This is a genomic window from Streptomyces sp. PCS3-D2 (genome assembly GCF_000612545.2).
In the GTDB taxonomy this organism is placed as follows: domain Bacteria; phylum Actinomycetota; class Actinomycetes; order Streptomycetales; family Streptomycetaceae; genus Streptomyces.
In genome coordinates this window covers 4,747,847-4,760,734 of sequence record NZ_CP097800.1, presented here as the reverse complement: position 1 = coordinate 4,760,734, position 12,888 = coordinate 4,747,847, and the positions used below count along the sequence as shown (strand labels likewise).

General features: G+C 73.7%; 11 protein-coding genes and 1 pseudogene. 6 read left to right on the top strand and 6 right to left on the bottom strand.

The genetic code is table 11. The features are described from left to right. The first annotated feature begins 105 nt into the window (after nucleotides 1-105). A complete protein-coding gene (locus tag AW27_RS20910; RefSeq protein WP_037923332.1) occupies nucleotides 106-402 on the top strand; it encodes a hypothetical protein in 297 nt (98 codons plus the stop codon). A 107-nt stretch (nucleotides 403-509) separates the two neighbouring features. Here AW27_RS20910 and AW27_RS20905 read toward each other — a convergent pair whose 3' ends face one another. After that, nucleotides 510-1,235 (bottom strand): RDD family protein, encoded by a 726-nt coding sequence (locus tag AW27_RS20905; RefSeq protein ID WP_037923330.1) that lies wholly within the window; start codon nucleotides 1,233-1,235, stop codon nucleotides 510-512. A gap of 91 nt (nucleotides 1,236-1,326) precedes the next feature. Then, nucleotides 1,327-2,862, bottom strand: a complete 1,536-nt coding sequence (locus tag AW27_RS20900; protein WP_037923328.1) for an RDD family protein — start codon at nucleotides 2,860-2,862, stop codon at nucleotides 1,327-1,329. A gap of 257 nt (nucleotides 2,863-3,119) precedes the next feature. Here AW27_RS20900 and AW27_RS20895 point away from each other — a divergent pair, with 257 nt between their 5' ends. Beyond that, nucleotides 3,120-3,599 carry an SsgA family sporulation/cell division regulator gene (locus AW27_RS20895; RefSeq protein ID WP_037923326.1) on the top strand — a complete coding sequence of 160 codons (480 nt, stop codon included), beginning with the start codon at nucleotides 3,120-3,122 and terminating at the stop codon, nucleotides 3,597-3,599. Nucleotides 3,600-3,760: 161 nt separating this feature from the next. On the opposite strand, the gene AW27_RS20890 is transcribed toward AW27_RS20895, so the two are convergent. Continuing rightward, nucleotides 3,761-5,143 carry an FAD-binding oxidoreductase gene (locus AW27_RS20890; protein WP_037923323.1) on the bottom strand — a complete coding sequence of 461 codons (1,383 nt, stop codon included), beginning with the start codon at nucleotides 5,141-5,143 and terminating at the stop codon, nucleotides 3,761-3,763. Nucleotides 5,144-5,239: 96 nt separating this feature from the next. Here AW27_RS20890 and AW27_RS20885 point away from each other — a divergent pair, with 96 nt between their 5' ends. Next, a complete protein-coding gene (locus AW27_RS20885) occupies nucleotides 5,240-6,787 on the top strand; it encodes a tetratricopeptide repeat protein (protein WP_269084569.1) in 1,548 nt (515 codons plus the stop codon). Between the two features lie 220 nt (nucleotides 6,788-7,007). Here AW27_RS20885 and hppD read toward each other — a convergent pair whose 3' ends face one another. Then, nucleotides 7,008-8,162: a 4-hydroxyphenylpyruvate dioxygenase gene (gene hppD, locus AW27_RS20880; protein WP_037923317.1), complete on the bottom strand. Its 1,155-nt coding sequence runs from the start codon at nucleotides 8,160-8,162 to the stop codon at nucleotides 7,008-7,010. A gap of 141 nt (nucleotides 8,163-8,303) precedes the next feature. Here hppD and AW27_RS20875 point away from each other — a divergent pair, with 141 nt between their 5' ends. From AW27_RS20875 to AW27_RS20865, 3 genes and pseudogenes are all read left to right on the top strand, one after another. Further along, nucleotides 8,304-8,786, top strand: coding sequence for an Lrp/AsnC family transcriptional regulator (locus AW27_RS20875; protein WP_037923314.1), 483 nt, complete (start codon nucleotides 8,304-8,306; stop codon nucleotides 8,784-8,786). Nucleotides 8,787-8,872: 86 nt separating this feature from the next. Beyond that, nucleotides 8,873-9,499 (top strand): winged helix-turn-helix domain-containing protein, encoded by a 627-nt coding sequence (locus tag AW27_RS20870; protein WP_078556624.1) that lies wholly within the window; start codon nucleotides 8,873-8,875, stop codon nucleotides 9,497-9,499. Nucleotides 9,500-9,593: 94 nt separating this feature from the next. Continuing rightward, nucleotides 9,594-10,934: pseudogene (locus tag AW27_RS20865) on the top strand (MFS transporter); the annotation flags it as partial. On the opposite strand, the gene AW27_RS20860 reads toward AW27_RS20865, so the two are convergent. Then, entirely contained in the window at nucleotides 10,864-11,661 is a 798-nt protein-coding gene (locus tag AW27_RS20860) for a S16 family serine protease (protein ID WP_037923312.1), read from the bottom strand. The pseudogene AW27_RS20865 and the gene AW27_RS20860 sit on opposite strands and share 71 nt — an antisense overlap. 206 nt (nucleotides 11,662-11,867) lie before the next feature. Beyond that, on the bottom strand, nucleotides 11,868-12,509 hold the full coding sequence (locus AW27_RS20855; protein WP_030662724.1) for an IclR family transcriptional regulator: 642 nt from the start codon (nucleotides 12,507-12,509) through the stop codon (nucleotides 11,868-11,870). Between the last annotated feature and the right edge of the window lie 379 nt (nucleotides 12,510-12,888).

Here is a 12,888-nt window from a genome sequence, read left to right as displayed (position 1 = left end):
CACGCTTACCGGGGGCTCGCCCCGGGCATCCCGTCATGGAGTCACTTGACGCGCGACGTTGGTTGAGCCGACTCCCCCTCCCCCTCACCGAGGACGGATATCGCCATGCCGCGTCCGACTGCCGCACAGCTCGCATACGGGTCCGCCACGGTCATCGTGTCGACGATCGCCATGCTGCTGCTCTCGCAGACGAGCACCGGGCTCGGCGTCGCGGTCATCTCCGCCGCCGCGCTCGCCCTGGGTCTGCTCGTCGCCCTCACCGTGCCCGTTCCGAAGCGCCGCGGCCGCCACGCGGCGCGTACGGGGGCCGGCGCGCCGACCGCGCCCACCGCGGAGGCGACGCCCGGCGCCCGGGCGCCCGAGTCGCGGACGGCCTCGGCCGAACATCCCGTTCACCACTGAGGCTCCGCACGCGACCCGGGCACGGCGCGGGACGGGCGGCCTCCACCGGGGGGAGGCCGCCCGCCCCGCGGCCGCGCGTACGGGTGCGTGCGGGTGTGCGACGTCCGTCAGGTCGCCTGGACCACCACGGTCTTGGCGGCCTTGTCGTGCAGGCCCTGTTTGTACGGCTTGTCGGCGAGGATCGAGACGATCAACGCGATCGGCCACAGGCAGAAGCAGCAGATCAGTGTCGGCAGCCAGAGCACGGCGGCCCGGGTCAGGGACGTGCCGGAGTCCGGCACGCTGCCGTCGTTGAGCATGGCGACGCGCAGGCCCATCGCCCTCTTGCCGACCGTCCGGCCGTCCTTCTTGGTGAAGAACCAGTCGTAGCCGAGGTACGCGACGATCGAGATCAGGGTCATGACCAGACCGCTGCCGCTGTAGGACCTGGTGAAGACCTCGCTGACGTCCTCGCCCCGGTCGGTCTCGACCGTGTAGCGGTTCGTGCCGAAGGCCAACTGGATGAGGAACAGCGGGACGGCGACGATCAGCACGTCGATGACGCGGGCAGCGAGCCGCTTGCCGAAGTCGGCGAGCGGGGGCATGCCGGCCAGCGGGTCGGGCATGCCGTAGCCCCCGCCACCGCCGTACGGGTCGCCGCCTCCGTACGGGGGCGGCGGGGGCGGGTATCCCCCGCCGCCGGCCCCCGGGCCGCCCGGGGGCGGCGGTCCGCCGCTTCCGGGCGGCGGCGGTCCGTAGGGCGAACCGCCCGACGGAGGCGTCGGTTCCTGGGGCTTCTTGCGGAACGGGTCTTCCTCGGGCGGCTGCCCCGGCGGCGGCTGGTCGGTACTCATGGCCCGAGTCGAACCCGGGTCCGCCGCCCCCGCAACGGGACCGCGTCCATTCGGGGCGGCACGGGCCGGGCCCCGGCCCGCCGGACCGGCCCTACCGGGCCACGTACGTCCCGGCCGCCTTGTCGTGCCAAGCCTGTCGGCGGGGGCGGTTGACGAGGCACCACAGGCTGCCGGGCAGGCCCAGGAAGGCGTACACGAGCCAGCGGCCCAGAGCCGCGCCGAAGGACGGCGGGCGCAGCGTGGCGGTGGACAGGACCCGGACGCCCAGCAGCTTCTTGCCCGGGGTGCGGCCCCAGCGGGCGGTGGGCAACGCCTCGTACAGGACACCGAAGAGCAGGACGGCCCCGAAGACCAGGCCCAGGCTGCCGGCGATGGTCGGGTCGAGCAGCCAGACGGTGGTGGTGCGGCCGCTCGCCCGGGCGGCGTCCACCTTGGCCTGGACGTGGGCGGCGGCACCGGGCAGAAGGGGCCGGGCCGCGGCGGCGGCCACCGCGCCGAGCACGAGGGAGTCCAGGATCCGGGCGAGGACTCGGCGGGCCAGCCCGGCGGGACGCACGGCCCGTTCGGCCATCCGCTCGAACACGGCCCGGGGCGTGGCGGGGCGGCCGGTACCGGTGCCCGCACGGTCCTGTGCCGATCCACGCGGCTCCCAGCCCCCGGCCTGCGGCTGCGAGGGGGCCGCGTCCGCGGCGGGCTGCACGAGCTTCGGGCGCACGCCTGCGGGCCGGGGCTCCCACACCTCGGGGCGGGCGGGAGCAGGCGCCCGCTCGGCTGCGGGAGCCGGAGCGGGCGCGGCTGCGGGAGCCGGAGCGGGCGCGGGGGTACGAGCCGGGGCGGGCGCGGGGGTACGAGCCGGGGCGGGCGCGGGGGTGCGGGCGGGCCCCGGAGTGCGGGCGGGAGCGGCGGCGGGGGCCGCCTCGGGCCAGGAGGAGGTGACCCCGGTGGGACCGGGGCCGCCCGTTCCGGGGGCGTCGGGCCACGCCGGGGCCGCCGGGGCCACGGGAGCCTGCGCGGCCGGGGAACGTGCGGACAGGATGCCCGCGGAGGACTGCGCGGGCCGTCTCGTGGGCGCCGGGGGCTCCGACGGCGGACGGGTCAGGGAGATCCCTGCGGGCCGGGCCGACGCCTGCCCCGGATCGTCCGCCGGTGCCGGCGCCGGCACCGGGTTGGGTGCGGGCGCGGACGCGGAATCGGGCTCCTGCGGGCTGCCCCAGGACACTCGGCGGTCACGCGGCCCACCGAAGCCGGCCTGGTGCACGGGGTCCGCCTGCCACACGGGGGCCGGCGCCTGCGTCTGCGCGGCCGGGGTATCCGGGGCCGGCTCCGGCTCCGCCGCGGATTCCGCCAGCGCCTCGGTCGCGGAGGTCTCGTCCAGGAACACCGGCCCCGTCTCGTCGGCGCGGACGGCGGGAGCGGCGACGGGAGCCCGGGCGGGGAACGGACGGACCGGAGCGGGAACGGGGACGGGGACGGGCGCCGGGGCGGGCTCGGGCGCCGCCGGGGCGGGGCGGCTCGTGCCCGGGACCCAGGCCGCGCCGTTCCAGTACCTGATGTACCCCGGGATGGACGGATCCGGGTAGAAGCCCTCGCGGGCCGCGTGCTCACCGTCACCAGGGGAGGCCGTCATGTCCCCAACTCCGATCGTGGCTTGAGGCTTGTGCAAGGGGAGGACCATAGCCAAGAACAGAGGCCCGACAGGTCCGGTAACGGGAGAATCCAAGCCATTGAGCGAACGTCACTCCCCATGGCCGCTTTTGGTCAGCCGACAAGATTCGGCCAATTTCGTGCTCGGCGTCGAAAGTCGCGTCATACCCGGGTGCATCGGAGCTCTCAGCGGGTGTGGGGTGCCATCCGGCCCCACGCACCGACCGAAGTGAGGCAGTCATGCACCACCCCGCCATCGAGCGCGAGCTGGAACTGAAGCTGGTCCTTTCACCAGAGCGCAGCATCCCCGTCCCGGCGCGCCTGCTCTACCTCACGGAAGACCCGTACGCCGTGCACATCACCTTCCACACCGGCTCCAGCGCCCCGGTCCACTGGACCTTCGCCCGCGAGTTGCTCGTCGAGGGGGTGTTCCGTCCCTGCGGACACGGCGACGTCCGGATCTGGCCCACCAAGGTCGACAACGAGGCCGTGCTCTGCATGGCGCTCAGCTCCCCCGACGGCGACGCCCTCCTGGAGGCCCCGTCCCTCGCCGTGTCGGCGTGGCTGGAGCGGACCCTGCGGGTCGTCCCGCCCGGCAGCGAGCCGGAGCGGCTCGGCCTGGACGCGGCGCTGGCGGAGCTGCTCACCCCGACCCCGGCCGACGACCTGTGGCTGCGCGACCCGTGGCCGTCGGACGAGTCGGCGGACGGTGAGCTGTGATGACGCACGGCCCCCGGACCCCGGGCGGGCGCCGCAGACCGGGCGGCCGCCGCAGGCAGGGCGGCCACCTGCGCCTCATACGGTCCGAAGAACGCGCACAGGTCCCGGAGTCCCGGCTGCCCGGCGACCTCGCCCGGGTCGCCGAAGAGCTCGCCCGGATCTCAGAAGAGCTTGCCCGGGTTGAGGATCCCGAGTGGATCGAAGGCCTGCTTGACGGCCCGCTGCATCTCCACTCCGACCGGGCCGAGTTCACGGGCCAGCCATTCCTTCTTCAGGACGCCGACGCCGTGTTCGCCGGTGATGGTCCCGCCGAGGGAGAGGCCGAGCCCCATGATCTCTCCGAAGGACTCGCGGGCCCGCCGCGTCTCGTCCTCGTCGGCCGGGTCGAAGCAGACGATCGGATGGGTGTTGCCGTCGCCGGCGTGGGCGCAGACGCCGATGAGGAGGTTCTGGGCGCGGGCGATGGCGGCGGTCCCGTCGAGCATCTCGCCGAGCCGCGAGCGGGGCACGCACACGTCGTCGATCATCGTGGCGGGCCGCAGGGCCTCCAGGGCGGGAAAGGCCATCCGGCGGGCCTGGAGCAGCAGTTCCGACTCCGCCTGGTCCTCGGCGGGTACGACGGCGGTCGCCCCGGCGGCGGTGCAGAGCTTCCCCACCGCGGCGAGGTCCTCGGGGGCGTGCGGGGTGTCGAAGGCGGCGAGCAGCAGCGCCTCGGTGGCCTCGGGCAGTCCCATCTTGCCGAGGGCGTTGACGGCGTGGACGGTCGTACGGTCCATCAGTTCGAGCAGGGAGGGGGTCAGTCCGGCCTCCATGACGGCGCAGACCGCCGCGCAGGCGGCGGCCACGGAGGGGAACTCGGCCGCCAGGGCCAGCTGCCGGGGCGGCGCCGGCCTGAGCGCGAGGACGGCCCGTACGACGATCCCGAGGCTGCCCTCGGAGCCGACGAAGAGCCGCGTGAGGTCGTATCCGGCGACGCCCTTGGCGGTGCGCCGGCCGGTGCGCAGCAGCCGCCCGTCCGCCAGGACGACGTCGAGGCCGAGCACGTACTCGGCGGTGACCCCGTACTTGACGCAGCACAGGCCACCCGAGGCGGTGCCGATGTTGCCGCCGATGGTGCACTGCTCCCAGCTGGAGGGGTCGGGCGGGTAGGAGAGCCCCTGCTCGGCGACGGCCCGTGACAGGGCGGCGTTGACCACGCCCGGCTCGACGACGGCGATCCGGTCCACGGCGCTGATCTCGATGATCCGGTCCATCTTCACCAGGGACAGCACGATGCAGCCGTCGGAGGCGTTGGCGCCGCCCGACAGGCCCGTCCGGGCACCCTGCGGGACCACCGGGATCCGCAGGGCGGTGGCGGTGCGCATGACGTGCTGCACCTGTTCGACGGTCCGGGGCAGCACGACGACCGCCGGGGTGCCGGCGGCGCAGAAGCTGGCCATGTCGGTGGAGTAGGAGGCGGTCACCTGGGGGTCGGTGAGCAGGGCTTCGGCGGGGAGCCCGTCGAGGAGGCTCGCGCGCAGACGTGCGGAGAGGTCGTCGTCCATGGGTTCAGCGTGACAGCCGGGGCCATCGGTGTGAACACGCCCGCGCCCGTCTGCGGACACCTCGGCGCGCTCTTCATATTGACGCACAGTGACCCCATGGACCGTTTCGACGACGATGCGCAGACACCGGCGCCGCCCGTGACCTTCACCGGCCGCAAGACGCTTGTGGCCGCCGGGGTGGCGGTGGTCCTGATCGCCGGGGCCCTGTTGATCCGCCCGGCCCGGACCGGTGACGACGCGCGCCCGCCGGGACCGAGCGAGCGCGCCGCCACCGCGGTGGGTATGGGGGCGCCCGCCTCGGCGGCGGACGTGGTGGCGCTGATGGCGGACCGGGAGAAGTGGGTGGCGGCGCACGCCGACGACGACGCCTCATGGGCGGTCCTCGGCTCCGCCTATCTCGAACAGGCACGGCGGACGGCGGACTCGGCCTGGTACCCGAAGGCGGAGAAGGCGCTGAAGCGGTCGCTGGAGGTGCGCCCCGCGGAGAAGGGCAACTTCGACGCGATGACGGCCATGGGCTCGCTGGCCAACGCCCGGCGGGACTTCGGGACCGGCAAGAAGTGGGGCGAGCTGGTACGGGCGCAGGCGCCGCGGCGGTGGACGGCGTACCCGGTGCTGGTGGACGCCTACACCGGGCTCGGCGACTACAAGGGCGCGCAGAAGGCGATGGAGCTGCTGCTGGAGCTGCGGCCGGGGCTGGCGGCACACGTCCGGGCCTCGCAGGTGTACCGGGACCGCGGCTGGCGCGAGGACGCGGTGGTGTCGATGGAGTCGGCGGCAGCCTCGGCGAAGGCCCCGGCGGAGAAGGCGTACGCGCTCTTCCGGCTCGGCGAACTGTCCTGGGAGCGGGGCGAGCCGGCGGAGGCGCTGCGGCAGTACGAGGGTGCGTTGCGGACGGATCCGGCGCGGTCGGAGGCGCTGGCCGGCCGGGCGCGGGCGCTGGCGGCACTGGGGCGCGGCGGGGAGGCGGTGCGGGACTACCGGATGGCGCTGGGGCGGACCCCGGTGCCGCGGCTGGCCCGGGAACTGGGCGAGCTGCTGGAGTCGCTGGGCCGGGAGCAGGAGGCGCGCGAGCAGTACGAGGCGCTGCGGACGATGGCGGCCCGGGACGGCGCCAACGGGGTGGACGACGACGTGGTCCTGGGCCTGTACGAGGCGGACCACGGAGATCCGGCGGCGGCGGTGCGGCGCCTGTCGGAGGAGTGGGAACGACACAAGAGCATGCAGGCCGCGGACGCGCTCGGGTGGGCGCTGTACCGGGCGGGTGATCACACGGCGGCGCTGGAGTACGCGAAGAAGGCGACGGAACCGGGGCTGCGCAGCGCCGACTTCGCCTACCACCGGGCGATGATCGAGCGGGCCCTCGGCGACGAGGCGGGGGCGCGCAGGCACCTGGAGGAGGCCCTGCGGACGAATCCGTACTTCTCCCCGGTGCGCGGGCCGCTGGCCAAGGAGGCGCTGGCGGCGATCGGGCAGCCGCCGGCGGGCGGTCCGGAGCACCTGCAGCCGGTCACCCCGTGGGTCGAGCCGGAGCTCCCGAAGCCCAACACGAAGCCGAAGGCCGACCCGAAGGCCGACCCGAAGCCGAAGGCTTCACCGTCGGCGAAGCCCTCACCGGAGCCGTCGCCGAGCGCCACCCGCTGAGGGGCCGGACGCCGCCGCCCCGGCCGCCGGGAGACGGCACGCCGGGGCGGCGCCGCGCGGCGCGGCCGTGCGGTCCGGTGCGCGGGCGGCACGGGCGCCGCGTTCCGGCCCACTCCCCTCCGGAGGGCACCACGCGGCGCGGGTCCGGCCCTCGCACCGGGACCGACGGCAGCCCTCAGGCCCCCGGCGGCTGCCGGGGGCCTGAGGGCACGTGTGCGGCTCAGAGGTTGCCGCGCTTCTCCTGCTCGCGCTCGATGGCCTCGAACAGCGCCTTGAAGTTGCCCTTGCCGAAGCCCATCGAGCCGTGGCGCTCGATGATCTCGAAGAAGACCGTCGGGCGGTCCTGCACCGGCTTGGTGAAGATCTGCAGCAGGTAGCCGTCCTCGTCGCGGTCGGCGAGGATCTTCAGCTCGCGCAGCTCGTCGATCGGCACGCGGGTGTCGCCGACCCACTCGCCGAGCGTGTCGTAGTAGGTGTCCGGGACGGACAGGAACTGGACGCCCGCCGCGCGCATCGAGCGGACCGTGGAGACGATGTCGTTCGAGGCCAGCGCGATGTGCTGGACGCCCGGCCCGTTGTAGAACTCCAGGTACTCGTCGATCTGCGACTTCTTCTTCGCGATCGCCGGCTCGTTGATCGGGAACTTGACCTTCTTGGTGCCGTCCGCGACCACCTTGGACATCAGCGCCGAGTACTCGGTCGCGATGTCGTCGCCCACGAACTCCTTCATGTTCGTGAAGCCCATGACCTTGTTGTAGAAGGCGACCCACTCGTTCATCCGGCCGAGTTCCACGTTGCCGACGCAGTGGTCGATGGCCTGGAAGGTGCGCTTGGCCGGGGCCTCGACCATCGGCTCGACGGCCACGTAGCCCGGCAGGTAGGGGCCGGTGTAGTCGCCGCGCTCCACCAGGGTGTGGCGGGTCTGGCCGTAGGTCGCGATCGCGGCCAGCACCACCGTGCCGTGCTCGTCCTTGACCTCGTACGGCTCGTCCAGGCCGCGGGCGCCCTGCTCGACGGCGTACGCGTAGGCGGCGCGGGCGTCGGGGACCTCGATGGCGAGGTCGATGACGCCGTCGCCGTGCTCGGTGACGTGCTCGGCGAGGAAGCGGCCGTGGTCGGTCGTCGCCTTGATGACCGAGGTCAGCACGAAGCGGGCGGAGCCGTTGGTCAGCACGTAGCTGGCCGTCTCGCGGCTGCCGTTCTCCGGTCCGGAGTAGGCGACGAGCTTCATGCCGAAGGCGGTCGAGTAGTAGTGCGCGGCCTGCTTGGCGTTGCCGACGGCGAAGACGACCGCGTCCATGCCCTTCACCGGGAACGGGTCCGCCTCACGCGCGGTGTGCGGGGTGGTTTCGAGGTTCGCCAGAGACTCAGTCATGAGCGCAGATTCCCGCCGATCCACAAGCTGCGCAATAGTTTCCTGAATGACTGTACAAACTGCACAGCATGGTCGGAGCATGGCTAAGACATCTGTGCACTATGACCACCCGTGCGTACGCGTGGGCACCCGGAGGCATCCATGGGCATCGACGATCTCGACGGCCGGCTCATCGTCCTGCTGGCGCGCGAGCCCCGGATCGGGGTGCTGGAGGCCTCGCGCCGGCTGGGCGTGGCCCGCGGGACGGTCCAGGCACGCCTGGACCGGCTCCAGTCCGGCGGGGTCATCCGCGGATTCGGGCCACAGGTCGACCCGACGGCCCTGGGGTACCCGGTGACCGCCTTCGCCACGCTGGAGATCAAGCAGGGCCAGGGAGCCGACGTTCGGGCGCACCTGGACGGGGTCCCGGAGGTGCTGGAGCTGCACACCACCACCGGGCACGGGGACATGCTGTGCCGGCTGGTGGCCCGCTCCAACGCCGATCTCCAGCGGGTGATCGACCGCGTCGTCGGCTTCGACGGGATCGTCCGGGCCTCGACGGCGATCGTGATGGAGAACCCGGTGCCCTTCCGGATCATCCCGCTGGTGGAGCAGGCGGCCGGGGACGACGCCCGGACCCGGTGACGCGGGGCGTGACGCACAGAGTTCTATGCAAAGGATTCTCTGCAAAAACCGTTGCAGAGAATCCTTTGCATCTCTAGGGTCGGGGCATGCCCGAGAGCCGACCCCAAAGCCGTCCCGAAAGCGCACCCTCCGCGGGCCGCGAGCCCGTGACGCCCAGCCTGCGCATGCTCGACGCCCGCGCCCTGCGCGGCCTCGCCCACCCCCTGCGGATGCTGCTGCTGGCCGAGCTACGCCGGGAGGGCCCCGCCACCGCCTCCCGGCTGGCCGAACGCCTCGGGGAGTCCAGCGGATCCACCAGCTACCACCTGCGCCAGCTGGCCGCACACGGCTTCGTCGAGGACGCCGTCGGCCACGGTAAGGGGCGGGAACGCTGGTGGCAGGCCGTGCACGAGGGCACCGGCTTCGACGGATCGCTGATCCACGACACCGACCCGGCCACGAGCAGCGCGGCCGCGCTCTTCCTGCAGACCGTCGCCGCCAACCACACCCAGGAGGTCTCGGCCTGGGTCGCCGAGGCCTCGGCCCGGCTGGGCCGGTGGGAATCCGGCGCCGACCTCAGCGACTTCACCCTGCGGCTGTCGCCCGGGCAGAGCGAGGAACTGATCGGCCGGCTGCACGACGTGATCAACACCTACCGGGACCTGCCCGAGACGGAGGACACCCGCACCGTCCGCGTCCACACGCACGTCCTGCCGCGTTCGGCTTCCGAGTAGCCGCCCCACCGGCGGCCGCCCGCCGCACCGCGTACCGGTCCGCCGCACCGCGTACCGGTCCGCCGCGCCACCACCGCCGCACCGAAGGAGTCCTGCCGTGCCCGCCGCCGTCCCTGCCCGCAGCCGGGCCTTACGCTCCACGAGCCGGCGCCCGCTGGCCGCCGTACTGGCCGCCAACACCGTATCCATCGCGGGCAGTTCCCTCACCCTCATCGGCGTCCCGTGGTTCGTCCTCCAGACCACCGGCAGCCCCGGCCGGGCCGGGGTCGTCGCCTTCTGCGCCACCCTGCCCGTCATCGTGGCCGCCCTGGTCGGCGGACCGATCATCGACCGGATCGGCCGCCGACGGGTCTCCGCCGCCTCCGACCTGATCTGCGGCCTGTCCGTCGGCGCGATCCCCCTGCTGCACCACCTGGGCGTGCTGGAGTTCTGGATGCTGTGCGCGCTGATGGCCGTCGGCGGCCTGGTGCACACCCCGGGGCTGACCGCCCGGGGGGTGCTCCTGCCCGACCTCGCCGAACACGCCGGCACCACCCTCTCCCGGGCCGCCAGCCTCTACGACGCGGTCTCGCGCGGCGCCCGGATGCTCGGGGCCGCGGTGGCGGGCCTGCTGATCGCAGCGTTCGGCGCCGAGGCGGTGCTGCTGCTGGACGCGGCCACCTTCGGGGTGTCGGCGCTGCTCGTGTCCGCCTTCCTACGCGGGGTCCCGGCCGCCGAACCGCAACGGGCCGCGGGCACCGTCTCGTTCGCCGCCTACCGCACGGAACTCGCCGAGGGATGGGCCTTCCTGGCCCGCTCCCGGCTGCTGCTGGGCATCACCGTGATGGTCATGATGACCAACGGCCTGGACCAGGGCTGGTCCTCGGTGCTGCTGCCCGTGCACGGCCGGGACGTCCTGGGCGGCGCCACCACCATCGGCCTGATGATCTCCCTCTTCGGCGGCTTCGCCCTGCTGGGCGCCCTGCTCTACGGAGCGTGGGGCGAGCGGTTCCCGCGCCGGGCGGTGTTCGCGGCCGCCTTCCTGGTGTCCGGCGCGACCCGCTACGTCGTCGCCGCGCTCACCGACACCACGCTGCCGCTCGCGGTGACGATGGCACTGGCCGGCCTCGGCGCGGGCATGCTGAACCCGATCCTGTCCACGCTCGTCTACGAGCGGGTCCCGGAGGACCTGCGCAGCCGGGTCGCCGGGGTCACCACGGCGGGCTGTGAGCTCACCATGCCGGTGGGCGGACTGGCGGCCGGACTGCTCGTCGGCCGCTTCGGAGTGCGCACGGCACTGCTGCTCTTCGGCGGCACGTACCTGCTCACGACGCTCGCCCCGCTGGTCTTCCCGGCCTGGCGCGGGATGGAGCGCGGGGCGGACGTCAGCAGGACGGGGCCGGCTGCCCCCGATTCAGTGCGCGAAGAGCGTTCACCGCACCCGTCAGTGAACTGACCGGCACCAGCCGCAGCCCCTCGGGCAGCTCCGACTGCGCGTCCGCGCACTCGTCCTTCGGGACGAGGAACACGGTGGCCCCGTCCCGCCGCGCGGCCTGGGTCTTCAGGGCCACTCCGCCGACGGCGCCGACGGTGCCGTCGGCGGTGATGGTGCCGGTACCGGCGATGGTGCGGCCGCCGGTGAGGTCGCCGCCGCTGCCGTCGCCGTCGAGCTTGTCGACGATGCCGAGGGAGAACAGCAGCCCGGCGCTCGGACCGCCGACGTCGGCGAGGTTGAGCTCGACCTTCACGTCCTGCGGATTCTTGTCGAGGAAGCCGAGGGCGGCGTCGGTGGCCGCCGACTGCGACTTGGCCATTTCCTCCAGATTGTGCTGCTCGATCTGCTCGTCGCTTCCGCCGGTGGAGTAGACGGCCTCCCGGGGCAGGACCGCATGGTCCGTCGCGAACCAGTGGCCGACGAGCTCGGGCAGCGTCACCGTCGAGGACGGCCCGGTGGCCCGGATGGTGGTCATCCGCAACTGGCCCTCGGTGTCCCGGACCGGCGCGCCGGACACGGTGATGACGGGCTTGCCCCGGTCGGACCCCAGCACGTCGGCCGTCGGCCCGGGCACGGCGACCACGAAGGGCAGCGGCGCGAAGGCCGCGGCGGCGAACAGCCCGACCACGGGTACGGCGCAGACGGCCAGGGCGGCGGGACGCGGCAGACGTGTGAGACGAGAGAGCACCCGCCCAATCTATCCGCCCCGCCGGCCCCGCAGACGCCCTCGGCCCCCGCCGCGCGCTCCGGCCCCGGCCGCACCGCCCGGTGCCTGCGATCGCACGGCGGAGGGCCGTCCTCGCACCGGGCCCGCTCGGACGGTCCCGACCACGCGGCGGACGTGCGTGCCGGGTGCCGGGTGCCGCGGGGCAGGCGGGACGTCCGCGACCCGCCCTAGCGGAGGGCGTCGGCGACCTCGCGCGCCGCGTCGACGACCCGTGGTCCGACCCGCTCCGGCACGGCGTCGGCCAGCATGACGACGCCGACGCTGCCCTCCAGCCCGCTGATGCCCACCAGCGGTGCCGCGGCCCCACTGGCACCCGCTTCGAGCTCGCCGTGGGTCAGCGTGTACCCCGGCTCGATGAGGGAGCCCTGACGGGCGGCCAGGATCGCCCGCCCGGCGGCGCCCCGGTCCAGGGGGTGGCGGAAGCCGGCCCGGTAGGCCACGTGGTAGTCCGTCCACGTCGGCTCCACGACGGCGACGGCGAGGGCCTCGGTGCCGTCGACGAGGGTCAGGTGTGCGGTGGCACCTATGTCCTCGGCGAGGGACCGCAGCGCGGGCAGCGCGGCCTCACGCACGAGCGGGTGCACCTGCCGGCCCAGTCGCAGCACCCCGAGCCCGACCCTGGCCCGGCCACCGAGGTCGCGGCGGACCAGGGCGTGCTGTTCGAGGGTGGCCAGGAGCCGGTAGACGACCGTGCGGTTGACGCCGAGGCGGTTGGAGAGCTCGGTGACGGTCAGACCGTGGTCGGTGTCGGCGAGCAGTTTGAGGACCCTGAGCCCTCTGTCGAGAGTCTGGGAGGTTTCCGCGGTCACGACGCCTCTCCCTCTTTCGGTGAGCGGCGGTGACTCTCGGAATGGCGCGCCGCCGGTCCCACGGCGGCGCACAGGAGAGGCCGCCGGTAGCGGCCATTGCACCGGCTGCGCTCCCGCGGCGGCGCTGCCACGGTGCGTTCGATGCGGGGAATGTAGCGAGCAGGTCCGCTCAGCGGAAGGGCTCGTCCAGAATCCGGGCGCGAGCTACCCGTTTGTGCTATTTCCTGATCGCCTCAAGTGTCGTTTCGTGACAACGAATCGCACAGACGCGGAGACGGCGGCACGCGGACGGGGTCCGTGCGAACCTCCGCACGGACCCCGTCACACGTTCTGGGCGAACTCACCGCAGTCACCGCGGTCACCGCACATGCCGCAATAA